The organism is Streptomyces albicerus, assembly GCF_008905045.1.
Taxonomy (GTDB): domain Bacteria; phylum Actinomycetota; class Actinomycetes; order Streptomycetales; family Streptomycetaceae; genus Streptomyces; species Streptomyces albicerus.
The window spans coordinates 299583-325990 of record NZ_VWMY01000001.1; the positions used below are offsets into that span (position 1 = coordinate 299583).

At 70.3% G+C, this 26408-nt stretch carries 23 protein-coding genes; 10 read left to right on the forward strand and 13 right to left on the reverse strand.

Annotated features, from left to right (window positions below; translation table 11 throughout):
- Nucleotides 1-8: 8 nt before the first annotated feature.
- Together GAS53_RS01400 and GAS53_RS01405 are read right to left on the reverse strand one after the other, a co-directional pair.
- Entirely contained in the window at nucleotides 9-1721 is a 1713-nt protein-coding gene (locus tag GAS53_RS01400; RefSeq protein ID WP_151475496.1) for a DUF2264 domain-containing protein, read from the reverse strand.
- Between the two features lie 96 nt (nucleotides 1722-1817).
- Complete coding sequence (locus tag GAS53_RS01405; RefSeq protein WP_151475497.1) at nucleotides 1818-2855, reverse strand: rhamnogalacturonan acetylesterase; 1038 nt, start codon at nucleotides 2853-2855, stop codon at nucleotides 1818-1820.
- Nucleotides 2856-3041: 186 nt separating this feature from the next.
- Between GAS53_RS01405 and GAS53_RS01410 the strand changes: the two genes are divergently transcribed.
- Complete coding sequence (locus tag GAS53_RS01410; RefSeq protein WP_225858648.1) at nucleotides 3042-4022, forward strand: polyprenyl synthetase family protein; 981 nt, start codon at nucleotides 3042-3044, stop codon at nucleotides 4020-4022.
- On the opposite strand, the gene GAS53_RS01415 is transcribed toward GAS53_RS01410, so the two are convergent.
- Together GAS53_RS01415 and GAS53_RS01420 are read right to left on the reverse strand one after the other, a co-directional pair.
- Nucleotides 4009-5421 carry an RICIN domain-containing protein gene (locus tag GAS53_RS01415; protein ID WP_151475548.1) on the reverse strand — a complete coding sequence of 471 codons (1413 nt, stop codon included), beginning with the start codon at nucleotides 5419-5421 and terminating at the stop codon, nucleotides 4009-4011. The two genes, GAS53_RS01410 and GAS53_RS01415, sit on opposite strands and share 14 nt — an antisense overlap.
- A 184-nt stretch (nucleotides 5422-5605) precedes the next feature.
- Complete coding sequence (locus tag GAS53_RS01420) at nucleotides 5606-6748, reverse strand: glycoside hydrolase family 43 protein (protein ID WP_151475498.1); 1143 nt, start codon at nucleotides 6746-6748, stop codon at nucleotides 5606-5608.
- Between the two features lie 269 nt (nucleotides 6749-7017).
- Between GAS53_RS01420 and GAS53_RS01425 the strand changes: the two genes are divergently transcribed.
- Nucleotides 7018-9132 (forward strand): autotransporter, encoded by a 2115-nt coding sequence (locus tag GAS53_RS01425; protein WP_225858661.1) that lies wholly within the window; start codon nucleotides 7018-7020, stop codon nucleotides 9130-9132.
- A gap of 34 nt (nucleotides 9133-9166) precedes the next feature.
- Here GAS53_RS01425 and GAS53_RS01430 read toward each other — a convergent pair whose 3' ends face one another.
- The gene (locus GAS53_RS01430; protein ID WP_151475499.1) at nucleotides 9167-10072 is read right to left on the reverse strand and encodes a LysR family transcriptional regulator; all 906 of its coding nucleotides are present in this window, start codon (nucleotides 10070-10072) and stop codon (nucleotides 9167-9169) included.
- 108 nt (nucleotides 10073-10180) lie between these two features.
- On the opposite strand from GAS53_RS01430, the gene GAS53_RS01435 reads away from it, so the two are divergent.
- Nucleotides 10181-11008, forward strand: coding sequence for an oxidoreductase (locus GAS53_RS01435; protein ID WP_151475500.1), 828 nt, complete (start codon nucleotides 10181-10183; stop codon nucleotides 11006-11008).
- A 41-nt stretch (nucleotides 11009-11049) separates the two neighbouring features.
- Here GAS53_RS01435 and GAS53_RS01440 read toward each other — a convergent pair whose 3' ends face one another.
- Nucleotides 11050-12174 carry a protein kinase family protein gene (locus GAS53_RS01440; RefSeq protein WP_151475501.1) on the reverse strand — a complete coding sequence of 375 codons (1125 nt, stop codon included), beginning with the start codon at nucleotides 12172-12174 and terminating at the stop codon, nucleotides 11050-11052.
- 237 nt (nucleotides 12175-12411) lie between these two features.
- Between GAS53_RS01440 and thrS the strand changes: the two genes are divergently transcribed.
- From thrS to GAS53_RS01460, 4 genes are all read left to right on the forward strand, one after another.
- On the forward strand, nucleotides 12412-13680 hold the full coding sequence (gene thrS, locus GAS53_RS01445; protein ID WP_151475502.1) for a threonine--tRNA ligase: 1269 nt from the start codon (nucleotides 12412-12414) through the stop codon (nucleotides 13678-13680).
- A gap of 136 nt (nucleotides 13681-13816) precedes the next feature.
- Nucleotides 13817-14743 carry a homocysteine S-methyltransferase gene (gene mmuM / locus GAS53_RS01450; RefSeq protein ID WP_151475503.1) on the forward strand — a complete coding sequence of 309 codons (927 nt, stop codon included), beginning with the start codon at nucleotides 13817-13819 and terminating at the stop codon, nucleotides 14741-14743.
- Between the two features lie 208 nt (nucleotides 14744-14951).
- Nucleotides 14952-15242 (forward strand): hypothetical protein, encoded by a 291-nt coding sequence (locus GAS53_RS01455; RefSeq protein WP_225858649.1) that lies wholly within the window; start codon nucleotides 14952-14954, stop codon nucleotides 15240-15242.
- Nucleotides 15242-16798: an amidase gene (locus tag GAS53_RS01460; protein ID WP_151475505.1), complete on the forward strand. Its 1557-nt coding sequence runs from the start codon at nucleotides 15242-15244 to the stop codon at nucleotides 16796-16798. Before GAS53_RS01455 ends, GAS53_RS01460 begins: the two co-directional genes overlap by 1 nt.
- 87 nt (nucleotides 16799-16885) lie before the next feature.
- Here GAS53_RS01460 and GAS53_RS01465 read toward each other — a convergent pair whose 3' ends face one another.
- On the reverse strand, nucleotides 16886-18442 hold the full coding sequence (locus tag GAS53_RS01465) for a carboxylesterase/lipase family protein (RefSeq protein ID WP_192582892.1): 1557 nt from the start codon (nucleotides 18440-18442) through the stop codon (nucleotides 16886-16888).
- Nucleotides 18443-18744: 302 nt separating this feature from the next.
- Between GAS53_RS01465 and GAS53_RS01470 the strand changes: the two genes are divergently transcribed.
- On the forward strand, nucleotides 18745-19773 hold the full coding sequence (locus tag GAS53_RS01470) for a LacI family DNA-binding transcriptional regulator (RefSeq protein ID WP_151475506.1): 1029 nt from the start codon (nucleotides 18745-18747) through the stop codon (nucleotides 19771-19773).
- Nucleotides 19774-19872: 99 nt separating this feature from the next.
- Here GAS53_RS01470 and GAS53_RS01475 read toward each other — a convergent pair whose 3' ends face one another.
- The 3 genes from GAS53_RS01475 to GAS53_RS01485 all read right to left on the reverse strand — a co-directional run bounded on the left by GAS53_RS01475 (nucleotide 19873) and on the right by GAS53_RS01485 (nucleotide 22036).
- Entirely contained in the window at nucleotides 19873-20556 is a 684-nt protein-coding gene (locus GAS53_RS01475; RefSeq protein WP_151475507.1) for a ThuA domain-containing protein, read from the reverse strand.
- Nucleotides 20557-20681: 125 nt separating this feature from the next.
- Nucleotides 20682-21323: a hypothetical protein gene (locus tag GAS53_RS01480; RefSeq protein ID WP_151475508.1), complete on the reverse strand. Its 642-nt coding sequence runs from the start codon at nucleotides 21321-21323 to the stop codon at nucleotides 20682-20684.
- A gap of 65 nt (nucleotides 21324-21388) precedes the next feature.
- Entirely contained in the window at nucleotides 21389-22036 is a 648-nt protein-coding gene (locus tag GAS53_RS01485) for a DUF4389 domain-containing protein (RefSeq protein WP_151475509.1), read from the reverse strand.
- Nucleotides 22037-22203: 167 nt separating this feature from the next.
- Between GAS53_RS01485 and GAS53_RS01490 the strand changes: the two genes are divergently transcribed.
- Nucleotides 22204-22608, forward strand: a complete 405-nt coding sequence (locus tag GAS53_RS01490; RefSeq protein ID WP_151475510.1) for a VOC family protein — start codon at nucleotides 22204-22206, stop codon at nucleotides 22606-22608.
- A gap of 2 nt (nucleotides 22609-22610) precedes the next feature.
- On the opposite strand, the gene GAS53_RS01495 is transcribed toward GAS53_RS01490, so the two are convergent.
- Nucleotides 22611-23330 (reverse strand): DUF6597 domain-containing transcriptional factor, encoded by a 720-nt coding sequence (locus GAS53_RS01495; protein ID WP_225858650.1) that lies wholly within the window; start codon nucleotides 23328-23330, stop codon nucleotides 22611-22613.
- Between the two features lie 10 nt (nucleotides 23331-23340).
- Nucleotides 23341-24276: an AraC family transcriptional regulator gene (locus tag GAS53_RS01500; RefSeq protein ID WP_151475511.1), complete on the reverse strand. Its 936-nt coding sequence runs from the start codon at nucleotides 24274-24276 to the stop codon at nucleotides 23341-23343.
- 80 nt (nucleotides 24277-24356) lie between these two features.
- On the opposite strand from GAS53_RS01500, the gene GAS53_RS01505 reads away from it, so the two are divergent.
- Entirely contained in the window at nucleotides 24357-25193 is an 837-nt protein-coding gene (locus GAS53_RS01505) for an NmrA family NAD(P)-binding protein (RefSeq protein WP_151475512.1), read from the forward strand.
- Nucleotides 25194-25227: 34 nt separating this feature from the next.
- On the opposite strand, the gene GAS53_RS01510 is transcribed toward GAS53_RS01505, so the two are convergent.
- The gene (locus tag GAS53_RS01510) at nucleotides 25228-26382 is read right to left on the reverse strand and encodes a YihY/virulence factor BrkB family protein (protein ID WP_151475513.1); all 1155 of its coding nucleotides are present in this window, start codon (nucleotides 26380-26382) and stop codon (nucleotides 25228-25230) included.
- Nucleotides 26383-26408 lie beyond the last annotated feature (26 nt).

Genomic DNA, 26408 nt, shown 5'->3' on the forward strand with positions numbered 1-26408 from the left:
CTCCACGCTCAGGCGCTCCTGACCACGACCACCCCGTCCGCAGGCCGGGCCCGCACCTCGCTCCCGCCGCTCCAGCGGACGTGGATCTCGTTCGTCCCGTCCACGCTCACGGCCACCGACTCCTCCAGCGGGATCGGGTCCGGCTCGGCGGTGAGGCGGGCGAGGCAGACGAACACGGTGTCCGCGGAGGTCGTGACACCGGTCAAGCCATCGGGGGCGTCCGACAGGCCGTGGACCGGCCGGAGTTCAGCTCGTAGGCCACGGTCCTCCGCGGCCCATCCGGTGACCCGCACCGCCGTCCCCTCGGGCGCCCCCGACACACAGAACGCCCGTACCTCCACCGCGCCTTCGGCCAGCACAAGGCTCGTGACCCGGGCGCCGGAGGCCGTCGTGTGCCGGGAGGCCGCCCAGCCCTCGCCCACTCCCAGCGGCTCGATGCCGGTACGGCTCGGATCGTCGCCCACGATCACGCTGTTGTCGTACGACGCCGAAGGCCCCGTGACCGTCGAGTACGCGAGCCGCGTGTAGTACGGGTCGTAGCGCACGTCCTCGCTGCCGTGGTTGTGGAGGCGGACCAGACCGTCCGAACTGGTCGACTGGAGCAGCCAGTTGGGCGGACCGACCGGCCGCAGCTCGTCCTGCCGTTCCGCCGGGCCCGGCTGCTCGGTCGCCGTCCACACCTCGTGGTCCGGTGGCAGCAACAGGCCGAGGAAGCCCTTGCTGGCCCAGTACGGGGACGCCGGGCCCGAATAGCCTTGCAGGACGGCCGAGTCGGGGCCGTGCCAGCCCAGGGTCAGCAGGCCGCGCTCGTCCACGGCTCCCCGGTCGAGGAAGTACTTCAGCGCGCCGGACGCCTGCCGCCGCGTCTCCCCCGGCGGTAGGGGCGTACGGCCGGTGAGCGCGCCGAGCCACAGGGGTGCCGTCGTCGCGAAGCGGTACGTCAGGGAGCGGCCCTGGTGCATGGGGGCGCCGTCGCCCCCGAACAGGCGGGCGTAGTCCGCGAGATGGGCCGACAGCCGGCCGCCGTACAGGTCGAGGAGCCGCGCGTCGTCCGCCAGCCAGGCGTGCAGCACGGGGTACAGGTGCATCGCCCAGCCGTTGTAGTAGTCGAACTTGCGGCCGTCTCCGTCGGTGTACCAGCCGTCGCCGACGTACCACTGCTCGATACGGTCCAGGCCGCGGTCGATCGCGGCACGGGACAGCGAGGGCTCGTAGCCGATCTCTGCCAGGAAGCCGCCGACCGTCACCGGGAACAACTCCCAGTTGCAGGGCCAGGGTTCGGCCGTCAGCGCGTCGCCGAGCCAGGCCGCGGCCCGCTGTCGCACACCGTCGTCGAGGCGGTCCCAGAGGAGGGGGCGGGTGAGGCGCAGGGCGAGGGCGATGGAGGCGGACTCGACGAGGGGCTGGCTGCGGTCCTCGATGCGGGGCCAGACGCCCGCGGTTCCGGCGGCGAGCCCTTCGGCATACCGCTCCAGAGCCTTCTCGTCGCGACGGAAGGCCGCCAGCATCAGCGTACGGGCGTATCCCTCCAGGCCGTCGGAGAGACGACCCGACCAGCTCGTATGCTCGCCGGGCAGGTGGTAGAGGGCACGGTCCTCGGTCGCGTACGGTTCCACGGCCGCGAGCAGGGAGTCGGCGGCCGCTTCCCAGTGGGCGCGGGTGTAGCCGGTGTACGGGCTGAGGGCGCGGTTCTCGGGAACGCCTGCGGGGCCTGCGGGCATCGGTCGGGCTTCCTGTTCTCGGTCGGGTCGTGCTGCGTACAGGTGTGTACTACCTGGGGCGCCCCGGTTCCGGTCAGGACGCCCCAGGAGTCCAGCTCACCTCACCAGGCGCTCGGGCACCAGGTGTTGGGCGACAAGTTCGTCGCGGACGAGCTCCGCGTACGCCGTCGCGCCGTGCGCGGAGGTGTGGGTGTTGTCACGCTTCTCGTTGTAGAGGTAGAGCGCCTTGGAGCCCTCGACGCCCAGCGACTCCACCATCGCCTTCGTCTTGGCCGTGAGGTCGATGAGCGGCACGTCGTGCGCGGCGGCGACCGAACGGGTGACAGCGGGATGGTCGACGCCCAGGCCGTTCACCAGGAGGGCCGTGTTGTTGTTCAGGGTGCCGTCGGTGTTGAACCAGCGACGGACGATGGGCGTGACCAGGACCGGACGGCCGCCCTTGTCGCGTATGCCGGCGACGAGCGTTTCGAGGTTCGCGCGGTACGTCGCCTCGTCCGTCTGCTTGTCGTTGTGCGCGAGCTGGATGAGGACCAGGTCGCCCTTGCGGATCAGCGGCTGGACGGTCGCGAAGAGCTGCGGGTTGGCGAGGTAGGAGACCGTACTCTCCCCGGAATCGGCGTAGTTGGCGACCGAGACGCCCTTGCGGAGGTACTGCGGAAGTTGCTGCCCCCAGCCGGAGTAGGGGTCGCCCGGCTGGTCGCAGACCGTGGAGTCGCCGACAAGGAAGATCTGGCGGGTGTGGTGGCGGCCGGCCGGGGTGACGCGGATGTCGGCGAGCGCGGGCGCCGAGCCGCCGATGACCAGGTCGAGACCGGGCGTGCCCTCGGGCCCGGTGGGCTCGCCCTCGGGGGTGCGGACGTTCACGGTGAAGCTGCGGGTCACCGGCTCGCCCGCCTCGGTGGGCGTCTCGGCGAGCAGCGTGCGCCGGGTCTCCCCGCTGATGCCGGTGCTTGCCGCGGTGTCACCACCGAGCCGGACGCGTACGTCGTACGTGCCCGGCGCAACGTCGAAGTGACAGCCCGTAGCGCTGCAGTTCTCCTTCCCCAGGCCACGGCTGTGCGCCTGGGACGGAGTGGCGGACAAGGCCGTGGCGACGGTCAGCGCGGCCAGCAGGGTGATCGTCGTGCGTCTCAACGCGGTTCCTCCAGCGGGGTGACAACAGCGCGGCGGTTCCTGGCGGCTGGACCGTACCCCCGAAGAGTAAGCGCTTTCTAGAGGGATGCGGAAGATGGAATGCCGTGGCCGAAAATCGCCCTGGTTCACCCTCACCCAAAAGTGATCGAATCGCTTCCGTGAACCTGGACAGAAAGGAAAATTGACGTGAATCCCAAATCGTACATGGACATTTATCAGCAGCACTCCGCAGATATCGAGGCGGAGATGACAGCCGCTGTCGAACGGCTCGGTCCGTCCTCCACCGCCGTCAAGAACGCAGTCGCCAAGCTCTTACAGCACCAGAAGTTCACATATCCCCTGCAGGTGTTACCAATGCTGGTCCACGCCGCGGAGACAGGCGCCCCCGAACCGGCTGTTCCGCTGTCCGCCGTGCACATACTGTGGTGGACTTCCGCCTGCTATCTGGACGACCTGGCCGACGGGGAGGGCACACGCGTCTCCGGCGTGCTCAGCGAGCACGAAGCGCTGCTGGCATCCATGATCACAGGGCATGTACTTCCCCTGCACGTCGTCCGGTCGCAGCAGGTCCCGGAGCCGGTGCGCGGTGCTTTGACGGCCGAGGTGGTGAACTGCTGGATCGTTGCCACCGAAGGGCAACTGAACGACATGAGCGGAGATGCCGACGACGCCACGACAGACTCCACGATCACGGTATACCGAGGTAAATCCGGCGCGCCCTTCGGCATGATATCGGCAATGGGCGCGATATTGGCCGGCGCCGACCATGAGCGCATACAACTGTGGCGCGAGTTCGGGGATGTCTTCGGCATCCTGTGGCAGTTGTTCAACGACCAGGAAGACATCCTTTCCGGCCGCAATGAAGACCTGCGGAACGGCACCGTGACCTATCTGCTCGCATGCGCCCTCGAGGAGGCCTCGCCCCGGTCCAGGGCACACATTCTGAACCTGCACGCCGCCTCAAGGAATGCCGACGGGGCGCGAGCAGAACTGACGAATGTCCTTCTCGCGCCCGCTGTTCTTCGTCGGTACCGCAAGGACCTGCACAAGTTCCGCGACGAGGCGCACCGCATTCTGGGCCGACTGGGCGGCGACGAGGCCTACGTGCCCGTGCTGCGCGACCTCGTCGACCGGTCGGCCCAGATGCTCCTGCTCAACTCCCCCTAGTCCACTGCTGGTTGGTTCCCCCGTTACAGGTGTAGGTGATCACCGCGGCGGAGTCGGCGGTTGACGCGCCGTTGACGTCCAAGCATTCACCTGTCGCACGGGACTTGATGTTCACGTAGGAGCCGGTGGTGGTGAGTGACCACTGCTGGTTGGTGGCCGAGGAGCTGCAGTTCTCCTGTGTGACCGTGTTGGCGTTCTCCTGGACGCACAGGGAACTGTTGCGCACGTTCAGCTGGTAGTAGCCGCTGCCGACGGACTTGAACCAGTACTTCTGATTATTGCCGCCGTTGCAGGTGTACTGCTTGATCTGGGCGCCCGGCCACAGCGACTGGCTGGTCATGTCGGCGCACTTGGAGGAGTGGCGGGCGATCAGGGTGTTGTACGTGGCGCTCGTCCCGGTGACCGTCCCGGCGGTTGTGTCGACGGTGACCTCCGGGGACCAGGACATGGACATCGTGGTCGAGCTCGGGAAGGTCAACGGCAGCCAGACGTAACGGGAGTCGTTGACGGTGCCGCCGAAGGAGTTGCCCCAGCGGTCGCCCATGTAGAGGTACGAGGTGCCCGAACTGCCTTGTACGGGAAGGACGTACGCGGTCTGGGAGCCGTACGTCGTCGAGTCGCCGATGTTCGTCATCGCCGTCCACGGGCCCGCGATGGACGTCGCCGTGGCGTACTGCTGCTGGTTGGGGTTCCAGCCGGTCGCCCCCGAAGTCAGCATGAAGTAGACGCCTCCCCGCTTGAACAGCGCCGGGGCTTCGCGGTGGCCGCCGTGCCACGGGTCGGCGACGAGGCTCGCGGTGCCCGTGTAGTCGGCCGTCAGCCGGTAGATCTGGAGGTCGTAGTTCTCGCGGGCGGCCGAGATCATGTAGCCGGCGCCGTCGGTGTCCACGAAGACGGTGATGTCACGGGACATGTGCTGGCCGAGCGGCCGGAAGCTGCCCTGCCAGTCGTAGTTGCCGTCGACCGTGTCCGACACGGCGACCGCCGCACGGGCCTCGCTGTAGTCGACGCCGTTCTCCTTGTGCATCCACATCACGAACTTGCCGGTGGCCGCGTTGTACATGACCTTCGGCCGCTCGATGTTCGCGGTCGCCAGCTCCGGGTCGCTCGCCTCGGTCAGGACGTGGTTGCGGAACTCCCAGTTCTTCAGGTCTGTGGAGCGGTAGGCGTCCACGTACCGGAAGGTGTTGTCGGCGTTCCTGTTCTCACCGAACCAGTAGTAGTACGAGCCGACCTTGATGACCCCGCCGCCGTGCGCGTGCACGGGGTTGCCGTTGGTGTCGGTGAACTGCGTGCCGTTGGTGACGGCCTGGGGCGCCGCCTGGGCCGGACCCGCGGTCACCAGCGCTCCGGCGAGCGCCAGACAGAGGGCCAGGAGGATCGCGTACGCACGTCTCAGGGGGGTCTCGCGCCTCATGGAAATCCCGCGTCTCGTCATCGGACACTCTCCTTCAGGACGGTGAAGCGGCGTGCGAATCCGGTGAGCCCGGGCAGCTCCCGGATGGGGGTCCAGGACCTGTTCTCGAACAAGGCGACATCAGCGGCGACACTGCGACCGTCTCCGCCATTACGAGCGCGATCCACTACCCCTCCCTCGGAAGGACGGAGCGCCGAGCGAGCGTTCGGTCACGGGTGGTCGCCCTCGGCCCCCGGACGGGCGTGTCGGCGACCGGGATGCCGAAGTCCGGTGTGCCGTCCGGCTTCCAGCCCAGCTTCTGGATGCGGGTGTGCCGGTTGGGGTCGTTCAGCGGGTCGCCGACGATCTCCTTGTACTGGCGGGCGTGGTAGACGAGGACGTCGGTGCGGCCGTCCTCGGCGACGGTGAAGCTGTTGTGGCCCGGGCCGTACTGCTTGGTGGTGTCGTTGCTGGTGAAGACCGGCGTCGGTGACTTGGACCAGTTCGCCGGGTCCATGAGATCGCTGTCGGCGTCGGCGGTCAGCAGGCCCATGCAGTAGTTGAAGTCGGTGGCGCTCGCCGAGTACGACATGAAGACGCGACCGTTGCGTTCGATGACCGACGGGCCTTCGTTGACCTTGAAGCCGATCGTCTCCCAGGGCAACTCCGGTGTGGTGAGCCGGACTTGGGGGCCCGTCAGGGTCCAGGGGTTCGCCATCTCGGACAGCCAGATCGCGGTGTTGTTGTCCATGCCGGGCTCGTGCTGCGCCCAGGAGAGGTAGCGGGTGCCCCGGTGGGTGAAGGTGGTGGCGTCGAGCGAGAAGGTCTCCCAGGCCGTCTTCAGCCGGCCCTTCTCCGTCCACGTCCCCTGGAAGGGATTGCGGGCGGTGTTCTCCAGGACCCAGATACGGATGGCCCAGATGTCGTTCGCGGGCGCGGCGGCGAAGTAGATGTACCACTTGCCGTCGATGTGGTGGATCTCCGGCGCCCAGATGTGCGCGCCCATGTCCCCGCTCGTGTGCTTCTTCCAGATGACCGACTCGGCGGCCCTGGACAGCCCGCGCAGGGTCCGGGAGCGGCGCAGGATGATCCGGTCGTACTCCGGGGCCGTGGCCGTGAAGTAGTAGTAGCCGTCGGTGTGACGGTGGATGTGCGGGTCGGCGCGGTTCCGGACGAGCGGGTTCACGTACGGGCCGGTGCCACCCGCGGCGTCCGGGGCGGCGGCCTGGGCGACCCCTGGGACGGCCGTGAGCGCGCCCGCGGCCAGGGCGCCCTTCAGGACGAGTCTGCGACTGGGAACCTCGGGCGGGTCGACGTCATTGCGGCTCATGCGTGTGTCCCTCCACGCTCACGTTCACAATTTCGAACAACATCCGACATTACGAAACGCCGAAACCGTACGGGCGTGTTACGAGGAGGTCAACGGGTCGGGAGCGAACTGAAGAGACAAACTTTTGGAGCCCAAGTTTTTGTTATCGGCCCCCGGGTCCGCCCGTCTCCACGGACGTGAACAAGAACATCCACGTGCGGGCGGCAGGGATTCGCGTACGGACGGCAGGTGCGGGCGGGGCGCTCGCCGTCGTCGTCGCGACAGGAGTCATGGCACCGGGCGCGGCGGCGGCACCCGCCGGGGCGCAGGACGTCACGGCGGCGGTGCTCGCCGACCGCGACGTGACGCTGAGCGGCGACGCCGTGGTGACCGTGCCGGCCGGCGAGACGACGTACGACGGGGTGTTCCGGGGCGAGGGCACGCTCACCGTGCGCGGCTCCGGCACCCTGGTCCTCACCAAGGACAGCGACTTCACCCTCCCGAAGTCCCGGCAGCGGCAAGCGGTGCGGACGCAGGGCGGCAACCACCCGTACGTCACCACGGCCAACCCGGACCCGCCCGCGATCACGGTCGAGCGCGGCGCGACCCTGCAGTACGGCAACGGCGGCACCACCGGGCTGATCGGCCACTTTCCGTACAACACCCCGGCGTTCCGGCTCAACCAGGACAACATCCGGGTCGACGGCACCCTGCGGCTCTCCCTGAAGAGCGCCTACAACCTGGGCACCATCAGCGGTTCCGGGCTGATCACCCAGCCCAGGTTCCTCTGGGGCACCTGGGACATCTCGGGCACCCACCCCTTCTCCGGGGTGATCGACAACGGCACACAGGCGAACGCCGGACGACCGGAGTACGCGACGTCACTGCCCAACATGCGCAAGGTCCTCAACCAGGGCACCTGGACCGTCGACACCCCGCTGGGCCAGACCGTCACCCAGCGCATGGACTTCTACCAGCGCGAGTACGGCAGCGACATCAACGTCCAGTCCCGGCCGGGCAGCAAGGTCGTTCTGACCGGCCAGTACAGCTGGTCGAACCAGGGCGGCGACACCAACCCCTCTCTCAGCGACCCCGCCCTGAACTGGACGCCCGCACGCAAGAACATCAACAAGCGCGGCACCAACATCAAGGGTGCCAACGTCCAGTGGGGCGACGGGACGACGAACAAGATCTTCATGCCGGGCACGGCCGAGACCGTCTACATCAACCTCCTTGCGGCCAGGTCCCGTTCGCTGCTCACCTTCGACTACAACGGGCCGGTGACGCTGGGTGCGCCGATCGGCGGCGGCGTCTTCCACGACACACTGTCCGCGCCCGGCGCCGGGGACATCGTGATCAAGGGGACGAAGGGCAATGACGTCACCTTCGCCGCCGTCCAGTACTACAACGGCTCCACGACCGTCCAGAAGGGCGCGGTGCTGCGCCTCGGCAGCGGAAAGGCGGGCGGCGACAGCGGCCTCTACACCAAGGGCGACCTCTACAAGGTGGTCAACGACGGCTCGCTGGTGCTGCGCAACACGTCCAAGCCGCTCACCCTGTCCCGGATCAGCGGCAGCGGTTCGCTCACGCAGTCGGGAACCGCGACGACGACGCTGACGGGCGGTGCGGTGACGTACACCGGCACCACGACGGTCACCAAGGGCACGCTCGCGCTCGACGGGACGGGCCTGGCCCGCAGCAAGGCGTTCCGCCTCACGACGGCGGGGGCGCGGCTCGACGTGCGCAAAGCGCCCGGGCAGGCGCTGAACCTGGCCACGTCCCTGTCCGGCAAGGGCAAGGTCGTCGGCTCGGTGACCAGTACGGGCAAGGTCTCCGGCGGGGTGACGGTGACCGGGGACTACACGCAGCGCGCCGGGGGTCAACTGGCCGTGCGGGACGGGGCGTTGAAGGTGGGCGGCAAGGTCACGCTGGCGGGAAAGCTGGACGCCCGCCCTGCTGCTGTATCGAAGGGGAAACCCACAGCGGAAACGACGGCTGAGGCCAATGCGAAGGCAGAGCCGAAGGCGGAAACGGTCACACTCATCGACCACGCCGGCAAGACGAAGACGACCGGCACGTTCACCGGGCTCAAGGAAGGCGCCACGGTCGAGGTCGGCAAGACCAAGTACCGGATCAGCTACCGGGGCGGCGACGGCAACGACGTCGTCCTGACCGCCGCAACGGCGAGCCCGTCCGCGACCGCTCGCGCGGCCGGGGAGTCGGTCGTGCCGAAGGCCGCGGATACGCAGAACACGGCCGACGAGAGCTCCGTATCGCGCGCGTGGTGGCTGGCCGCGGCCGTGCTGGGGCTGCTGGCCGCGCCGATGATTGCGGTGGTCAGGCGCAGGCGCGCACAGCGAGGGGGCGGACGGCGACGGGGCGGGCGGCACTCCGCCACCGGGTGAGCGACGGTCCCGGATGAACGCCCGCATGTGGGCCTCATCGGACGGTCCCCGCGACCTTCCTCGCCGCCCGCAGGTAGTCCAGCACCAGTGGGCGGCGGTCTTCCGCCCGGGCGGCGAGCGCGAGCCGGCTGGGCGCGATGCCGTGGACCGAGCGGGTGATGACACCGCCGAGGCTGATCAGGGGCACGTTGCCGACCGCGACCAGGCAGACGCCGCGGCCGTCCACCAGTGCCTCGTATGTCTCGTCGGTGCTCGCGATCTCGGCGCCGATACGGGGCGGGCGGCCGCCGCGTTCGTCGAGGGCGAGCCAGTAGTCGCGCAGCGCCCCGGTGCTCTTCGGCAGGGCGAGGAACGGTTCGTCCAGCAGGTCGGCGAAATCGACGAACTCCCGGGCGGCCAGCGGGTGTTGCTCGGGCAGCGCGACCATCCGGGGTTCCTCCGCGACCACGACGTACGTGTAGCGGTCGGCGTCCGGGAGCGGCAGCCATACGAAGGCCACGTCGGCCGTGCCGTCGGCGAGCCCGGCGCTCGCGTCCTCCCAGCCGATCTGCCGGAGCCGGAGGGTGACCTCGGGGTGGGCCTCCGTGAAGCGGGAGCGGATCGCCGGGAGCAGGCCGCCGCGCGCGGGGCTGGTGCTCATGCCGACGACGAGGGTGGCCGCCTGCTCGGCCTTCGCGCGTTCGGCCGCGTCCAGGGCGTCCCGCCAGACGGCGAGGACCTGCCGGGCGTACGGCAGGAGTGCCGCGCCGACCGGTGTCAGCCGTACGCCCTGGCTGTCGCGCTCGAACAGCGGCGCCCCCAGCTGCCCCTCCAGCGCCCTGACCTGCTTGCTCAGCGCGGGCTGGGAGACGTAGAGCCGTTCGGCTGCGCGGGTGAAGTGCAGCTCCTCCGCCACGGTGACGAAGTACCGCAGATCCCTGGTGTGGGCGTCCATAGCCATTGGTTATCACGACGGGTCTTGGACGGGCGAGGCTCCTCGGGACAAGGCTTGTCAGCAGAGGGAGACAGCGAACAGACACACACAGAGTCGACGAACGAGGAGACCGTGATGAGCAAGGTATGGCTGGTGACCGGGGCGAACAGCGGTTTCGGGCGGGCGATCACTGAGGCGGCCGTCGCCGCCGGGAACGTCGTGGTGGCCACCGCCCGCCGCCCGGCCACGCTCGAGGATCTGGTCGCGGCCCACCCGGACCAGATCGAGGCGCTGCCCCTGGATGTCACGGACCTGGCGGGGATCGAGACGACCGTGCGGGACGTGGCCGCGCGCCACGGCCGGATCGACGTGCTGGTGAACAACGCGGGCCGCAGCCACGTCGGCGCCGCCGAGGAGACCACCGACGAGGAACTGCGGGAACTGTTCGACCTCCATGTCTTCGGGCCCGCCGCCCTGGTCCGGGCCGTGCTGCCGCACATGCGCGCCCGCCGCTCCGGGGCGATCGTGCAGCTCAGCAGTATGGGCGGCCAACTGTCCTTCGCCGGTTTCTCCGCCTACAGCGGTACGAAGTTCGCGCTGGAGGGCATGTCCGAGGCGCTGGCCGACGAGGTCCGGCCGCACGGCATCAAGGTGCTGATCGTCGAACCGGGCGCCTTCCGCACCGGCCTGTTCGGCAACATCAGCGCCAGCGCGGAGCTGGACGCGTACGCCGACACGGTCGGACCGACCCGCCATATGGTCGCCTCCGGCGACGGCACCCAGCCTGGCGACCCCGCGAAGGCCGCCGCCGCGATCATCACCGCACTGGAGGCCGACAACACCCCGCTGCGCCTGCCACTCGGCGACGACGGGGTTGACGCCGTGATCGGGCACCTGGACGCGGTGCGTACGGAGATCGCCGCGTGGGAGAAGGTGGCACGGGCGACGGCGTTCGACGACTGACGGCGTTCAGTGGCTGATGGTGTTCAGTGCTTTGAACGCCGTCAGCGATCGAGACCGAGCTCGGTGGCCAGCCGCCTTGCCTCCTCCGCCCAGTCCGCCAGGAAGGCCAGCACCACGCCCCGTTCGCGGTAGCGGCGCTCGGCCTCGACCGTGCGGCTCCCGCCGTAGTCGAGCTGCTGCTCGTCGCTCGCGCGGGACAGCATCAGGGCGGTGAGCCAGTCGTACTTGACGGCGGAGGCGCACACCCCGAGGCGGACGAGACGTTCGTCGCCCTGCCAGCCGCTCGCGCGCAGGCCGCGTACGTAGCCGTCGTACACGGCGGTCGCCAGCTCGGGGAGCCGGGCGGCGGGCTGGAACAGGTCGAGGACGGTGTCGGGGATGTAGTTGCCGATGTCCTCACCGAGTGCGCCGTCGCCGGCGAACGCCCAGTCGAACAGGACGCTTTCGCCGCGATGCGAGACGAGGTTCGCGGGCCACTGGTCGAGGTGGCTGAAGACCCGGGGCAGCGACTCCATGGTCCGCAGGAACCACTCGCGTTCGTGGTGCAGCCGCACCATCCGCTCGCGCAGTCCGTCGGGGAAGTGGTCGCGTACGAGCGGCTGTTGCCACGCGGCGTCGTCGTCGAGCAGCTCCCGGCCCACGCTCTGACCGGCGGTGTAGTCCCGCAGGAAACGGCGACTGAGCCAGGGCCGGTCCGGGACCACGCCGTCCGCGAGCGCCCTGCCGTGCGCCGCGCCGAGGCGCTCGGCGTGCCGGACGTGCCCCGCCACCGGCCACTTCGTGGCCGGCTCGCCTTGTACGTCCTCCAGCCACAACGCCACGTCGCCGTCCGGCCGTTCGACGGAGGCGAGCAGCCGGGGCGCGGTGATGCCCCACGCCTGCCAGGCCCGGGCGAGCCCCTCCTCGTACACATGGGCCTCGCGTCGCCAGAAGTTCCAGTGGCGCGGGTCCTCCGAGGCGGCCCAGGTCTCGGTGGTGTCCTTGGCACGGGTGAGCACCTTCAGGACAGCGGACCGCTCGCCGGCGGTGACGCGCCAGACGCCGCCGGTGACGCCGTTCTTGGGGTTGTGCGTGAGGGTCTCGAACTGGGCTTGTTCGGGCGGGAGTTGGAAGATGTCGCGGACTTCGTCGGCCGGCTGCGGGGTGAGCGGGGCGGCTTCACGCATGCGGTGATCTTAAAGGACCGTGGGGACAGAGGGCCGGGAGGAAAACCCCGTGCGCGCTCCCCCACCCCGTTGCTACGGTCCCCACCATGAAGCGCGCCCACATGATGACGACGACGCCGGAGAGTGTCCCGGCGCGCTGACCTATGAGCCAGTCCGAAGCCCCGGGGCGAGTGCCCCGGGGCTTCGGCGTACGCGGTCACTCGCCCGGTCCAACCCGTCGACGAGGAGACCGCCACCATGAACGACAACGACCGCAACAACAGCCACGGCAACCACCACCACGACCACGACCACCGCAGACTCGGCCGCGAGCTGGACCTGTTCGACACCGACCCGCTGATCGGCGCGGGGCTGCCGTACTGGCTGCCCGACGGGGCGGTCGTACGGCACACCCTGGAGGAGTACATCCGTACCGAGGAGCGGCGGGCGGGCTACCGGCACGTGTACTCGCCGGTCCTCGGCAAGCGGGAGCTGTACGAGATCTCGGGGCACTGGTCGCATTACAGCGAAGACATGTTCCCGCCGATGGATTTGGGTGCGGAGCAAGTCGTGCTGCGCCCGAGCCTGTGTCCTCACCACGCGGTGATCTACCGCTCACGCTCGCACAGCTATCGCGAACTACCCCTGAGAATGGCCGAGTTGGGCGGCATGTACCGCTCCGAGCTGTCCGGAGTCCTCGGCGGGCTGACCCGCGTACGCGCGATCCACCTCAACGACGCGCACATCTTCTGCACCCTGGACCAGGTGGCGGAGGAAGCCCGGGCCGCCCTGGCCATGATCCGCCGGGCGTACGAGGCGCTCGGCATCAGCCCGGCCCGCTACCGGCTCTCGCTGCCTGGCCGAGGCGGCAAGTACGTCGCCGCGCCCGAACTGTGGCAGCGGTCAACCGCCCTCCTGACCGAGGTCCTGGACCGCTCAGGGCTGCCGTACGAGGCGGTCGAGGGCGAGGCCGCGTTCTACGGGCCGAAGATCGACGTCCAGGTCACCGACGGCGCGGGCCGGGAGTCCACCCTGTCCACCGTGCAGGTCGACTTCCACCAGCCCGAGCGATTCGACCTCCACTACATCGGCGCGGACGGCGCGAAACACCGGCCGGTCATGGTGCACCGCAGCATCATCGGCAGCGTGGAACGCGCCGTGGCCCACCTCGTGGAACAGCACGGCGGCGCCTTCCCGGCGTGGCTTGCCCCGACCCAGCTGGTGATCCTCCCGATCTCGGAGGCGGAGCTCCCGAACGCCGCCTCCCTCGCGCATCGCTGCGCCGAGCGAGGGCTGCGGGCCGAGATCGCCGGCCCCGAGCGCGGCACCCTGGGCGCCCGTATCAGAGAGTCCCGCCTGGTCCCGTACCAGGCGGTGATCGGCGCTAAAGAAGCCACCGACGACCGGGGGGCGCTACGCCTGCGAGACGGCCGCCGCATCGACCCACTACCGGTCGAGGACGTCCTCGACCGGATCGGGTCACTGACCGCTGCCCACAGCACCGCACTGTGGGACAGCCCGGCCTGAGCGCCCCGTTCAATCTGTTAGGGGCGCGGGGCTGCATCGATGTGCGGCTCCGCCGCGTGGGCGTGGCCAGTCCCACACAACCCGCACCCTCAAACACCGAGCGAGTGCCTGCCCCCGCTTCGACTAACGTCAAGACATGACCAGCGACACCCCTGCCTCCCTCCCCGAAGCCCTCGCCACCGGCACGGTCGTCCTAGACGGCGGTATGTCCAACCAGCTGGAAGCAGCCGGGCACGACCTCAGCGACGAGCTGTGGTCGGCCCGGCTGCTCGCCGAGCAGCCCGAGGCGATCACCGAGGCACACCTCGCCTACTTCGAGGCGGGCGCAAACGTCGCGATCACCTCCAGCTACCAGGCGACCTTCGAGGGCTTCGCCAAGCGCGGTATCTCCCGCGAGCGCGCGGCCGAGCTGCTCGCGCTCAGCGTCAACCTCGCCCGCGAGGCGGCACGACAGGCGAAGGCCAAGGGGGTGCGCCGGCCGCTGTGGGTGGCAGCGTCGGTGGGCCCGTACGGAGCGATGCTCGCGGACGGCTCGGAGTACCGGGGCCGGTATGGACTGAGCGTCGACGACCTCGAGCGGTTCCATCGGCCCCGGCTCGAAGTGCTCGCCGCCGCCGGACCCGACGTCCTCGCCCTTGAGACCGTGCCCGACGCCGACGAGGCGCGGGCTCTGCTGCGCGCCGTGCGCGGGCTCGGCGTACCGGCGTGGCTGTCGTACAGCGTCGCCGGGGACCGGACGCGGGCCGGGCAGCCGCTGGAGGAGGCCTTCGCGCTCGCGGCCGACGCCGACGACGTGATCGCGGTCGGTGTCAACTGCTGCGCCCCGGACGACGTGGACCGCGCGGTGGAGACCGCCGCGCGCGTCACCGGCAAACCGGTCGTGGTCTACCCGAACAGCGGCGAGACCTGGGACGCCGAGGCACGCGCCTGGAGCGGGCACTCGACCTTCACCGCCGAGCAGGTCACCGGCTGGGAGGCGGCCGGAGCCCGGTTGATCGGCGGATGCTGCCGGGTGGGACCGACGGCGATCGCGGGGATCTCGGAAGCACTCAAGGTGGCGTAACGGCACGGGTGTTGCGGAAGCGGGCGCCTCTCCTGTTACAGGGGCGGCCTACGTAACTCCGGTGAAGCACGGGCTCAATGAGGACTTCACGGACAGGTGGTGAAGTCCCCTTACCCGTACGCCCGTTACGTCTGTACGCCCGTTACGCCCGTACATCCGTCATGCCTGTATGCCCGTCATGCCGGTACGTCGATCACGGAGGTCCCCCTTGGCCGAGGTGCAGCCGCCCACGCAGGAGCAGTTGGACGCATACGTCCGGACGAGACTCGCGCTGGCGGGCTTCGATCTGACGCTGCTCCCCGAGAAGGCCGACCCGGCGACCGGAGTGCCGACGCAGGCCCAAGTTCTCGCGTCTCTGCGGTCGTTCGTGGCGTCGACCCCGGGCGCGATAGCCGGGTGGGCGGCCCCCGCGACGAGTCCCGCGTACGGCCAGCAGGCCTCGCCGCCCCTCCTGTACCCGTCGATCACCGAGGCGTGGACCGGGAAGGCGGAGGAGTGATGAGCCGGGCCCTCAACAGACGTGTGTTTCTGGCGAGTTCGGCGGCGGTGGCGAGCGGCGTCGCACTGCAGAGCGCGGCGCCCGCGAGTGCCGCGACAGCGGCGAAACTCCGGATCCCCGACATCGACGTACGGCAGGCCGCCCGGCAGGATCCCTCGGAAGCCACCCTCGCCGAGGCCGTCGTCCTGATGCGGCGCGGAAAGCTGACGGCGACGGAGCTCACCGAGGCGTACCTGGAGCGGATCGAGCGCTACGACTCCACGTACCAGGCGTACGCGGAAGTCACCGGCGAGGCGGCTCTGAAGGCGGCGCGGCAGGCCGACCGGCGCCCCATCGGCGTCCTCCGCGGGATTCCTCTCTGCATCAAGGACAACTACTTCACGGATGGTGTGCCCACCCGGTGCAACTCCCTCATCTTCGAGGACTTCGTGCCGGACGAGGACGCGACCGCCGTGGCCCGGCTGAAGGCGGCCGGCGGAATCGTGCTGGGCAAGGGGCAGATGGGACCGCTGGCCACCACCCGGGCCACGAAGCCGAACGGCACGGTGACGACGGTCAACGCCTGGACGCCGGCGGACCCGTCCGTCGATCCCGGCGGTTCCTCGACCGGGCCCGCCTGCTCGGTGGCCGCACGGCTCGCCTCGTCGTCCATCGGCACCCAGACCGGCGGCTCGATCGTGCTGCCGTCCAACCAGCAGAACCTGACCGGGCTCAAGCCGACGATGGGGCGCGTGTCGATCCACGGCGTCATCCCGCTCTCCTTCACCCGCGATCACGCGGGGCCGCTCGCGCGCGATGCGATGGACGCGGCGATCATGCTCCAGATCATGGCGGGGCCCGATCCCAAGGACCCGCGCACGCTTGGGCTGCCGGTCGTACCCGATCTGATCCGGTCCGCAACTCCCGTCGCGTCGAAGGGAGTTCGCCTGCGCCGCGCCACGAGAATCGGTGTGCCGGCCGACTTCCTCTCCTCCCAGAAGGAGATGCGCGGCGCCTTCCTGGACCAGTTGGCCGCGATCCGGGGCGTGACGCTGGTCGACATCACCTACCCGGCCGACTGGGCCCTGCTCACCGGCACCTTCAACGCGGCCCGCCTCGCCGAGCGCACCGAGCCGTTCCGGCACTGGCTGCGTGAGGATCCCACCAAGTTCGGTGTGTCCCTGCTGAGTTGGCTGCAGGGTCTGATGCTCTCGGGCGACGAGTGGATCACGGCTCAGCGCGCCAAGACCCACCTCCTGCGGGAGGTCCTCGACGGCATCCTCAACGACTGCGACGTGGTGCTGCAGACGGGTCCCGTGCCCTTCGACATCCTCGGCCTCCCAGAGATCGCCTTCCCCATCGGCTTCGGCACCAACGGCGTACCGGTCGGCACCATCCTCGGCGGCCAACCGTACGAGGAGGACCGCCTGTTGGAGGTCACCGCCGCCTACCAGGCAACCACGGCCTGGCACACACGCCGCCCGACCGACCCGACGGCCACGGCAAGGGCAAAGCTGCGGGCGACGCAGACTCGCCCCCGGCTATCGGCGGAGGAGGCGGCCGAGGCGTCGGCTTGATCGGCACGCTGACCAACTCCGGTGCAGTACAGCGCCCCCTTAGGGGCGCGGGGAACTGCGCGACCAGCCACAAACGACCCGCACCCGTCACACCCGCCGCACACCCCCCGACCGCCGAAGCCGCCGCACCACAGACAACGGCACCACACCCGGCCTCGGCAGCGCAGGACCCGCAACCTCCGAGGCAGCGAACTCGGCCTCCCACAGCCCGAGTTCCCGATCCCGAGGCCCGTGCACAACCATGGGATCGCCTGTCCCGAACACCCGTACCGGATGCGTCTCGTCCCACACCGCCCACCCCGGATCCCCGTCAACAGCGAACCGCACCCACGCCGAGTGCATCTCACCGGCAAGAGACTGCGGGGCCCCAGGCCCCGCAAGCTTCGCGGACTCGGGCACGTCGGCGGTGTCGAAGACGAAGCCGAGCTCCAGGGCATGGCAGGCACCCAGGCCGGGGACATTCGACGGCCAGGCGAACTCGTAGACGTACGAGGGTGCCCGGTGGGCGTCGGCGAGGCGGTGCAGCGGCACGCGCAGGAGAAAGTCGGTGACCAGCTGGCCCACCAGGTCGCCGGTGCTCGCGTCGGGGTGGGCCAGGCGGTAGCCGCGCGGGACCTCGGGACCGCAGCGGCAGCGGGCCATCGCGCCGGCCAGGGCGACCGGGCCGAGCCGGTCGATCCGCTCGAGCAGTCCGGTGGGCGCGAGCCACAGCCGGTACTCCTCGCTGGTCCAGCCCAGGAGCAGCTCGACATCCCGGGCCGGGCCGCCCTCGAGCAGCGCTTCCAGCGGGTCGCGCGGTACGAGGTCGCCGTCGACGACGATGCCGAAGGCGGGGCCGCCGAGGACCGGGCTGGCGCGGCGGCCGGCCTCGGCCTGGGCCTCGGCGAGGGCCGCGCGGTCGATGGTGGCGAACGCCTCGGCGGTGGCCGGGATCTTCAGCCGGGCGGCCATACGCCGCACCAGGCGCCGTACCTTGTCCCGTTCCGTCGCCTCGGGCGGGCCGCTCTGCAGCGCGGCCCGCCGGAACAGTCCCTGGGCGCGGGGGCTCGCCAGCAGTGCCCCGATGCTGATCGCGCCGGCGGACTCGCCGAAGACGGTCACCCGGTCCGGATCGCCGCCGAACTCGGCGATCGCGTCCCGAACCCACTCCAGCGCGGCGAGCTGGTCGCGCAGGCCCGGGTTGGCCGGAGCGTCCGGGAAGAGGCCGTAACCCTCCACGCCCAGGCGGTAGTTGAGGGAGACGAACACCACCCCGTCGCGGGCGAAGGACCGGCCGTCGTACACGGGCACCGCCGACGAGCCTCGGGTCAGCGCCCCGCCGTGGATCCACACCATGACCGGGAGCCGGGCGCCGGGGCCCGGCTCGGGGGTCCACACGTTCAGGTTGAGGATGTCGTCGCCCGGCACGACCGGGTCGGAGAGCAGCTGCGCGAAGGCCTCGGAGTACGGCGGCTTGGGCGGCGTCGGCCCGAACGCGCCCGCGTCGCGCACACCGTCCCAGGGATCGGGCGGGACGGGCGGCCGGAAGCGGCGGGGGCCGAAGGGCGGGGCGCCGTAGGGAATGCCACGGAACACGGCGAGGCCGTTCTCGTAACGGCCTCGTACGGCACCGTGAGGGGTGCTGACCACGGGACCCTCGGTCATTCGACCATCTCCTCCCACTGCGGGAACCACAGGGTCTGCCCCCACAGCGCATCACAGAACGCCCGTGTCACGCAGCCCCAAAAGGTCGAAATCCGCCGTGTACCCGCCCGCCCGCCGGGATGGGGCGGCGCGAGGAAGCCGCCCACGACCTGCGCGTTCGACATTTCGAAAGTTTCGGCCCCGTGGAATTCCGTTGAATACCGGCTCTTCCACGGCGAGTCGCGGCGGCCTTACTGTAGGAAGCGCTTTCTACCCGAAACTTTCGTCGGCCCTCGGGACGGGGCCTAGAGAGGTGGGCTTTCATGGTGCGTACCGGGAGCGTGGCCGGGCCGACCCTCGCGGTCGTCGCCCGCGAGGCGGGCGTGTCCGTGCCGACGGCCTCGAAGGTGGTCAACGGCCGCGAGGACGTCGCTCCGGAGACCCGCCGCCGGGTCACGGAGGCGCTCGACCGCCTCGGCTATGTGCGCAGACCCCGGTTCGACGCGGTGAAGTCACCCGGCCTGGTCGATCTCGTCGTGCACTCGCTGGAGAGCTCCTGGTCGGGCGCGATCCTGCACGGGGTGGAGGAGGCGGCGCACGACGCGGGCCTCGAGGTGGTGGTCTCGGCGGGCCTCACCCGGACCCGGGGCGGCCGACCCGAGCGTGGCTGGCTCGACAAGCTCTCCACGCGCGGCTCCTCCGGGGTGCTGTTCAACCTCGCCGAGCTGACCCCGTCCCAGTACGCCTGGCTGGAGCAGCACCGCATCCCGTTCGTCCTGATCGACCCGGTACTCGAGCCGCCGCCCGGTGTCGTCTCGGTCGGCGCGGCCAACTGGCACGGTGGTGTGACCGCGACCGAGCACCTGCTCGCCCTCGGCCACGAACGCATCGCGGTCATAGCCGGCTACCGCCGCAAGATGTGCAGCAGCGCGCGCGTCGCCGGCTACCGCTCGGCCCTCGCGGCGGCCGGTATCCGCCACCGCCCCGAGTACCTGCGCTACGGCAGCTTCGACGAGACCGCGGCGCACCGGAGGATGCTGGAGCTCCTTGATCTGCCGGAGCCGCCCACGGCCGTCTTCGTCTGCTCGGACCGGATGGCCCTCGGTGTGTTCCGCGCCCTTGCCGAGCGGGGGCTGTCCGTGCCGGGCGATGTCAGTGTGGTCGGGTTCGATGACTTGCCCGAGGCGCACTGGGCTTCGCCGGCCTTGACGACCGTCCGCCAGCCGCTTTCGGAGATGGCTGCGACGGCGCTGCGCTTGCTTGTGCGGATGATGGCGGGGGAGCAGCCTGAGGGGACTCGGACGGAGTTGTCTACGCGGTTGGTTGTGCGGGCTAGTACGGCGCCGTGTTGATTTGGGTGGGGTGGAGTCTGCGGGTCGTCTGGGGCTGGTCGCGCAGTTCCCCGCGCCCCTTACGGGCGCGTCTGACGGGGCGCGTCCGAAGGGGCACGGTCAGAAGGCGGCCGCCCAGGTGATTCCGCCGAGCAAGTGCTGGCGGAAGTCCGGGTCCTCGTATGCCTCCGGGGCGTGGCCCAGTGCGGTGTAGAAGACCCTGCCCGCCCCCTGTTCGCGGCACCACACGAGGGGGTGGTCGTTGCCCATTTCGCCTCCGTTGTACGAGGTCTCGTCGGCGGAGGCCAGTACGCGCGCCGCGCCGCGCGGGTTCGTGCGGAAGTCGTACCACTCGTCCGTGAAGTCCCAGACGGCGGGCAGATGGCGGGTGGCCGGGTGATCGCGGTCCTCCACCAGGGCCTTGCCCAGCTGGTGGTCGGGGTGCCGTGCGAAGCGGGCCCCGAGCAGTTCGCCGTAGTACGGCCAGTCGTACTCGGTGCAGGCCGCCGCGTGCACTCCGACGAAGCCGCCGCCCGCCTCGACGTACGCGGCGAGGTGCTCCCGGCCCGCGGGCGTCAGGACGTCCCCGCTGGTGGAGAGGAAGACGACGGCGGCGTATGGACCGAGGGGAGCGTCGAAGATCGCGGGGTCTTCCGTCGCGTAGACGGTGAAGCCGTGCGCGGCCCCGAGCGAGCGCACGGCCGCGATGCCGTCCGGGATCGACTCGTGGCGGTAGGCCGTGGTGCGGGTGTAGACGAGGACACGGGGTTCGAGGACACGCGGTCCGAGGTGCTGCGCTGCCATGGGATCCGACTCTATTTCCCGGGCGGGGCGATCCCTGGCGTGTGCGGGAAGCCCGAAATTTTCGGATCAGCAGGGCGGTTCGACCGGCGAGCCCGCGCGGTGGCTCCGTTAAATGAGCAGGCGGCTCAACCCGTCGTCCCCACCTCGTTGTTGGGCGCCCCGTCGCCCACCGGCGGCAGGTCCCCGCGCTCTACCGGCTCGGTGGCGGCACCCTCGGGCGCCGGGGGCATGAGGGCGGTCAGTTCGTTGGCGTCCGGCCGGTGCACCGCCTCGGCGGCCTCGCGCAGGACGGCACGGTCCACGTGGTTGGCGTCAGCGCTGAGCCGAACGACGTGGCCGTCGCGGGGTATCGCGTACTCGTGCTGGTCACCGGCCTTCCGGTACCAGGCGTCCCCATCGCGCTCACAGGTGACCTTCTCCCCCGACACCTCACCCACCGGCTTCTTCGCGCAGCTCTCCCCGGTGAGCGTCCCCCGGTCCACGAAGAGCCCGAGCTGAGCGCCACCCTCCTGGGACACGTACGCGGCGGAGAAACCATCGCCCCCGTACACCCCCACCGACTGCTGGGCAACGGTGAACCCGGGAGCCTCGGTGACGTACACATGCTCCGGCGCGACTCCCAAGGCCCGTGCACGGGCGTCGAGTTCGGCGGGGTCAGCCGCGCTGCCCGTCCCCGAGTCGGCCCCGGCCCCCGCCTCCTCCGTACCGCAGGAGACGAGCAGCAGAGGCAGCAACAGAAGCGGCAGGACGCGCGCGGCACGGATCATGAGGCTCATCCTGCCGCAAGGGTGTGCCCATGCCCCTCCGATAATCAGGTGCTCGGGTACCCGGCTCAGGGTTCGCTCGGCCCCTGGTCCAGGCGGTACGGCGGGTAGACGTCCGTCAGGAGCGCCCCGTACGCGAGGACGCGGATCGCCCAGCGGTGCAGCCCCACGTTCAGGTCGTACATGCCTCGCGGATAGCGGCCGGTGAACAGCAGCGAGACGCCCGCGTAGAAGGCCAGCAGGCCCGCGAGACCGCCCGTGAAGCGGGCGCCTCCCGTGAGGAAGAGGACCACGAGAAGCTGCGGCAGCACCAGAAGCCACCACTTGACGAGAAAGAGGCCGCGGGAGAACTCCTCGGCGCGAGCGACCTCCAGATGAGCCGGGTAGTCGGGCACGTCCGCCAGCGTGAAGGGCGGATAGCGATCCGTGCCGAGCGACCCGTACGCGTAGTACGCCACCCGCCAACTCCAGCGCAGTACCCCGACGTTGAAGCCGAACAGGGCACGCGGATAGCCGCCGGTGATCAGGATCGCGAAGAAGGCGATCACGGTCACGACCAGGAAGGCGACCCAGAGAAAGGCGAGGATGACGTAGTGCGGGATCGCCAGCAGCCATTTGACCAGCCACAGCCAGCGCGACGGGCCGGGGTCGTACACCGCTTCCAGGGTGACCGGGTTCTTCGGGTAGTCGTGCAGCGCGGTGGTCACGTGGGACATTCCGTTCCTCTCCACCCGGCGGCCGCGGAATAGATCCGCCCGCTTTTGCCCGCATACGAACCTTTCTCCCCGTGTACCGCCGGGTGGAGGACTGCGCAAGGAGCCTCGTCGGAACCGCGTCCGATTCGTTCAAGACCGGCCGTCCGCCGCCTGCCTACCTTGGTTCCATGACTCCACGATTCGACGTTATCGGCCTCGTCGTCTCCGACATGGCCGCCTCACTCGCCTTCTACCGCCGCCTGGGTCTCGGCTTCCCCGAGGGCTCCGAGAAGGAGCCCCACGTCGAGGCGGACCTGCCGGGCGGCCTGCGCTTCGCACTCGACACGGAGGCCACGATCCGCTCGTTCCACCCCGACTGGCAGCCGCCGACGGGCGGAGGGAGGGTCGGCCTGGCCTTCCTGTGCGACAGCCCCGCAGACGTCGACGCCACGTACGAGGACCTGATCGCCGCCGGCTACCAGAGCGAACTCAAGCCGTGGAACGCCGAATGGGGCATGCGGTACGCGGTGGTACGAGACCCGGACGGCAACGGGGTGGACCTGTTCGCACATCTCAGCAACAGCGCCCCGTGAGCTCAACGGCGAAGCAGTTCCCCCAACGGCGCCCCCGCCAACCCCCGTACCTCACGCGCCAGATGGGCCTGGTCGGCATACCCCGCAAGCGCGGCCGTATCCACCAGAGCCACCCCATCCCGAGCCAGCCGCAAGGCCCGCTGCAACCGCAGCACCCGGGCCAGCATCTTCGGCCCGTACCCGAACGCTGCCAACGCCCGCCGATGCAACTGCCGTTCACTCCACCCCACCGCATCCGCGATCGAGGCAACGGACCGCCCCGCGGACAACCCCGCCACAGCACCCCGTAGCCACGGATCGGGCGGCTCGACATCAGCCGCCCGCTCGACGGCCAAAGCCTCGAGCGCACCGGCGGGGTCGCCCGCCGCGTCGACCCGCTCGGTCAGCCGCCGGACGGCCCCCGCGTTCCACACATCCGCGAGATCGACCCGCTGATCACGCAGTTCATGAGCCGGTACACCGAGATAGGAGGGCGCGGTCCCGGGGAAGAACCGAATCCCCGCGAACCGCGTGCCCCCGGCCTCGTCGCTCACGTAGGCACGCGTGTCGGGCCCCGCGACGAAGAGCCGCCCCTCCGTCCAGAGCAGGTCCATACACCCGTCGGGCAGCACCGGAGCGACGTCACCCGGCACAGCGGTACGGGTCCACACGACCGCACCCGCGAGCCGCGACGCCCGCTCCCGATACGGCGTCGGCGACAGGTCCACGTACAACTCGGCCACAGCCAAAAGGCTACGCCGCCCTCGTCCGATGCTCCTGCGGGCTGACCCCGTAGACCCGCTTGAAGGCGCTGGACAGCGCGAACGCGCTGCCGTACCCGACCTGGCGGGCGATCGCCTCGAGGGTGTCCCCGGTGTCGCGCAGCCGGTCCGCGGCGAGGGCGAGACGCCAGCCCGTCAGGTACGTCATCGGGGGCTCGCCCACGAGTTCACTGAAGCGGCGGGCGAGCGCGGCCCGCGAGACGCCGGCCTTCGCGGCGAGGGAGGCGACCGTCCAGGGGTGGGCCGGATCGTCCTGGAGGAGCCGCAGTACGCGGCCCACCACGGGATCCGCGAGTGCCCGGTACCAGGCGGGTGCCGCGGCCTCCGGGCGGGAGAACCAGGCCCGCAGCGAGGCGATGACCAGCAGGTCGAGCAGCCGGTCGAGGACGACCTCCTGGCCGGGCTCGTCGCGCACGATCTCCTCGCTGAGCAGCGGGGTCAGCGGGCACTGCCACACGTCGGAGGTCAGGGTCACCAGCGGCGGCAGGGCGTCAAGGAGCCGCCCGCTGACCTCGCCCTGCATCGGGTACGTCCCGATCAGCATCACCATGGAGCCGTCGAGCCGCTCGCCCCAGGTGCGGACGCCGAGGTCCATGGTTCCCCGCATCGAGCGCCCGTCCGGGTACGTGCACTCCTGGTTCGGCAGGATCACCGCGATCGGCGCGGTCGAGGGGTCGTCGGCGCAGGTGTACGGGTCGGGGCCGCGCGCGATGGCGAGGTCGCCTGCCCGCAGCAGCACCGGCTCCCCGGAGTCGGGCATGATCCAGGACTCGCCGCGGACCATGAGCATGACGGTGAGCGGGGCGCGGTCCTCGATGCGGATGGACCAGGGTGGCTCGAAACACGCCCGGATCATGAAGGCGCCACGCGCGCGTGGACCCTCCAGAAGGCCTGCGAGTGCGTCCATGAACCCAGCGTAGACGGGCTCTTATGGGAACGAGAGGTTCAGCGATGTTCCCTTTCCTCGTGCGGCCGTTGACTGGACTCATGACGGAGAACACACGGAACGAGACGGTGTTGGTGACGGGGGCCTCGGGCAAGACGGGGCGTCAGGTGGCGGATGCGGCGAAGGCCGCCGGGTTCGGCGTACGGGCCGCTTCGCGCGGTGGTGAGGTGCGCTTCGACTGGTACGACTCCTCGACGTGGGACGAGGCGTTGCGGGGCGCGGACGCGGCGTATCTGGCGTACACGCCGGACGTGGGCGCGCCGGGCGCGGACCAGAGCATCGCCGCGTTCGCTCGGCGGGCGCAGGAGCTCGGCGTACGCCGTCTGGTGCTGCTGTCGGCGATCGGTGAGCGGCAGGCGGAACCGGCCGAGCGGGCGCTGCGCGAGTCGGGCGCGCAGTGGACGATCGTACGGGCGACCTGGTTCATGCAGAACTTCAGCGAGGGCCTGCTGCTGGCGGGCGTACAGAGCGGCGAGTTCGTGTTCCCGGCGGGTGAGGCGCCGCAGCCGTTCATCGACACGCGCGACATCGCGGACGTGGTCGTGAAGGCGCTGGCCGACTCCTCGTACGCGGGGCGGACCCTGGAGATCACGGGGGCGCGGCTGCTGTCCTTCCGCGAGGCCATGGCGGAGATCTCCGCCGCAGCGGGCCGGGAGATCCGCTACGTGCCGGTGTCGGTGAAGGAGTACGGCGCCATCCTGGCCGGGTTCGGGCTTTCGCCCGAGGAGGTCGCGTTCACGGAGGAGGTCTTCGAGGGGCTGCTCGACGGCACCGACGGCAAGGCGACCGACGACGTCCGGCAGGTCCTGGGCCGTGCGCCGCGCGACTTCACGGACTTCGCGCGGGAGCACACGGCGGCGGGTGTGTGGAAGGTCTGAGACCTGTCGGCCCAACCCTGAGCCCCCGTCGCGGTCACTGCGGCGGGGGCGGCTCGTCGCCGTTCTTGGGCGTGCTCTTGGCGTGCGTCCGCAGCCGGGAGGTCACGTCCTCGGGAGGCAGGAAGCGGGACCAGCGCTCCGGGAACTCGGAGGGCATGTCCGGGTCGTCCGGGTCGTCGGGTTCCGCGGCGGCTCGGGCCGCCGCCGCGCGGGCCACGAGGTCGGCGGCCTGCTCCGCGCGCAGTCGTTCGTTGACGGCGCGCGCGGCCGCGGTGGCGGCGGCCGGCCAGACCCGGTCGATGGCCGCGTTGACGGCGGCGCCCACCAGGACCGCGAAGGCCGACACCCCGATCCACAGCAGCACGGCGACGGGCGCGGCCAGGGAGCCGTAGATCGTGGGGCCCTCGACCGTGTTCGTCAGGTAGATGCGCAGCAGGAAGCTGCCGAGCACCCACATCCCGAGCGCGACCAGGGCGCCGGGCACGTCCTCGATCCACGGCGAGCGCACCGGCACGGACACGTGGTAGAGCGTCGTGAGGAAGGCGATGGACAGCACGATGACGACGGGCCAGTACAGCACCTGCACGACGGTCGTCGACCACGGCACGATGTTCACCACCGCGTCGGGGCCCGCGACCATCAGCGGCAGCGCGACGGAGCCGATCAGCAGCGCCGCGAGGAAGAGCGCGAAGGCCACCAGCCGGGTCTTGACGATGCCGCGCACCCCGTCGAGGCCGTACATCACGGTGATCGTGTCGATGAAGACGTTCACCGCGCGCGAGCCCGACCACAGGGCGAACAGGAAGCCCAGGGAGATGACGTCGGGGCGACCGCCCTCCATCACGTCGTGGAGGACCGGCTCGGCGATCTGTGTGACGCCCTTGTCGGTCAGGATCGTGCGGGACGCCTCCAGGATGTTGGCCTCCACGCTGGCGATGGTGTCGGCGCCGGTCCAGTCGTCGACGTAGCCCAGCAGGCCGAGCATGCTCAGGAGCAGCGGCGGCACGGACAGCAGCGTGAAGAACGCCGCCTCCGCCGCGAGGCCCAGGATGCGGTACTCGATGCACGAGTTGACGGTGTCCTTGATCAGCAGCCAAGCGGTCCTGCGCTTGGAGACGTTCCGGTAGAGGGCACGCGCCCGATGGAGACGGCCGGACGTCCTCTGAGGGGGTTCACTTGCTGGCTGCACGCCCTAAAGGTATCCGCCGCGGGAGG

Coding starts and splice junctions, on each gene's coding strand:
- GAS53_RS01490 (WP_151475510.1), top strand. CDS start 22,204: ATGACTCCACGATTCGACGTTATCGGCCTCGTCGTCTCCGACATGGCC.
- GAS53_RS01480 (WP_151475508.1), bottom strand. CDS start 21,323: ATGATCCGTGCCGCGCGCGTCCTGCCGCTTCTGTTGCTGCCTCTGCTG.
- GAS53_RS01430 (WP_151475499.1), bottom strand. CDS start 10,072: ATGGCTATGGACGCCCACACCAGGGATCTGCGGTACTTCGTCACCGTG.
- GAS53_RS01470 (WP_151475506.1), top strand. CDS start 18,745: ATGGTGCGTACCGGGAGCGTGGCCGGGCCGACCCTCGCGGTCGTCGCC.
- GAS53_RS01475 (WP_151475507.1), bottom strand. CDS start 20,556: ATGGCAGCGCAGCACCTCGGACCGCGTGTCCTCGAACCCCGTGTCCTC.
- GAS53_RS01460 (WP_151475505.1), top strand. CDS start 15,242: ATGAGCCGGGCCCTCAACAGACGTGTGTTTCTGGCGAGTTCGGCGGCG.
- thrS (WP_151475502.1), top strand. CDS start 12,412: ATGAACGACAACGACCGCAACAACAGCCACGGCAACCACCACCACGAC.
- GAS53_RS01505 (WP_151475512.1), top strand. CDS start 24,357: ATGACGGAGAACACACGGAACGAGACGGTGTTGGTGACGGGGGCCTCG.
- mmuM (WP_151475503.1), top strand. CDS start 13,817: ATGACCAGCGACACCCCTGCCTCCCTCCCCGAAGCCCTCGCCACCGGC.
- GAS53_RS01440 (WP_151475501.1), bottom strand. CDS start 12,174: ATGCGTGAAGCCGCCCCGCTCACCCCGCAGCCGGCCGACGAAGTCCGC.
- GAS53_RS01465 (WP_192582892.1), bottom strand. CDS start 18,442: ATGACCGAGGGTCCCGTGGTCAGCACCCCTCACGGTGCCGTACGAGGC.
- GAS53_RS01485 (WP_151475509.1), bottom strand. CDS start 22,036: ATGTCCCACGTGACCACCGCGCTGCACGACTACCCGAAGAACCCGGTC.
- GAS53_RS01425 (WP_225858661.1), top strand. CDS start 7,018: ATGGCACCGGGCGCGGCGGCGGCACCCGCCGGGGCGCAGGACGTCACG.
- GAS53_RS01400 (WP_151475496.1), bottom strand. CDS start 1,721: ATGCCCGCAGGCCCCGCAGGCGTTCCCGAGAACCGCGCCCTCAGCCCG.
- GAS53_RS01435 (WP_151475500.1), top strand. CDS start 10,181: ATGAGCAAGGTATGGCTGGTGACCGGGGCGAACAGCGGTTTCGGGCGG.
- GAS53_RS01420 (WP_151475498.1), bottom strand. CDS start 6,748: ATGAGCCGCAATGACGTCGACCCGCCCGAGGTTCCCAGTCGCAGACTC.
- GAS53_RS01500 (WP_151475511.1), bottom strand. CDS start 24,276: ATGGACGCACTCGCAGGCCTTCTGGAGGGTCCACGCGCGCGTGGCGCC.